1 protein-coding gene and 1 pseudogene are annotated in these 633 nt (G+C 66.9%); both read left to right on the top strand.

Annotation, left to right across the window (positions count from 1 at the left end; genetic code table 11):
• A pseudogene (locus tag AC1DY5_RS57945) lies at window positions 1-191 on the top strand (Lrp/AsnC family transcriptional regulator); the annotation flags it as partial.
• Window positions 192-435: 244 nt separating this feature from the next.
• Window positions 436-633: helix-turn-helix domain-containing protein (locus AC1DY5_RS57940; protein WP_478123086.1), on the top strand; the 198-nt coding region annotated here is incomplete at its 3' end.

Here is a 633-nt window from a genome sequence, read left to right as displayed (position 1 = left end):
GCGCTACCGTGCAGAACCGGATCGGCAAGCTGGAGGGCRCGGGCACCATCGTCGGCTACACGGTGGTTTGAAGCCAGAGGCCGAAGGGCACCGCATCCGCACGATCACCGGCATCGCGGAGGGGCCACCACAGCGAGGCGGTCCGGCGCGCACTGCGCGGCCATCCTCACGTGGTCGCGCTGCACACGACCAAGCTTGGCCGCCGCGCGCTCGCTGGAGTGACGGGCCCGCGAGCGGGAGGCGAGCGGCCGGCCAGTCTGGAGGCACCGGCCACTGCCCCCACCATTTGCCAGTGACTTCGTCGAAGCGGCCCGTCTGCTTCCCGACGTTCGCGTTGATATATGCCTCGTCGACTATTGATATTTCCGTAAAACATGACAACCGCTGAGCGCGCCGAGCGTTATGCCTCCAGGAACAATGCTGGAGGATATTGGCATGGTGCAAATGCGATTGAGCGAGGCGGCCAAGAAGCGATTGCGGGCGGGGCGGATGCTGCTGGCCGGCAAGAGTTGCGCCGATGCGGCCCTGGCCGTCGGGGTGGCTCGGCAAACCGTGTACACATGGAAGCGCCTGCTCGATGAAGGCGGCATCGATGCGCTTCGAGCCGTGCCCGAGCGCGGGCGTCCGGCCCAG

This window comes from Variovorax sp. P4_D9 (assembly GCF_056401695.1).
The sequence above is the reverse complement of the archived record's forward strand: the minus strand, read 5'-3'. Positions and strand labels throughout refer to the sequence as shown.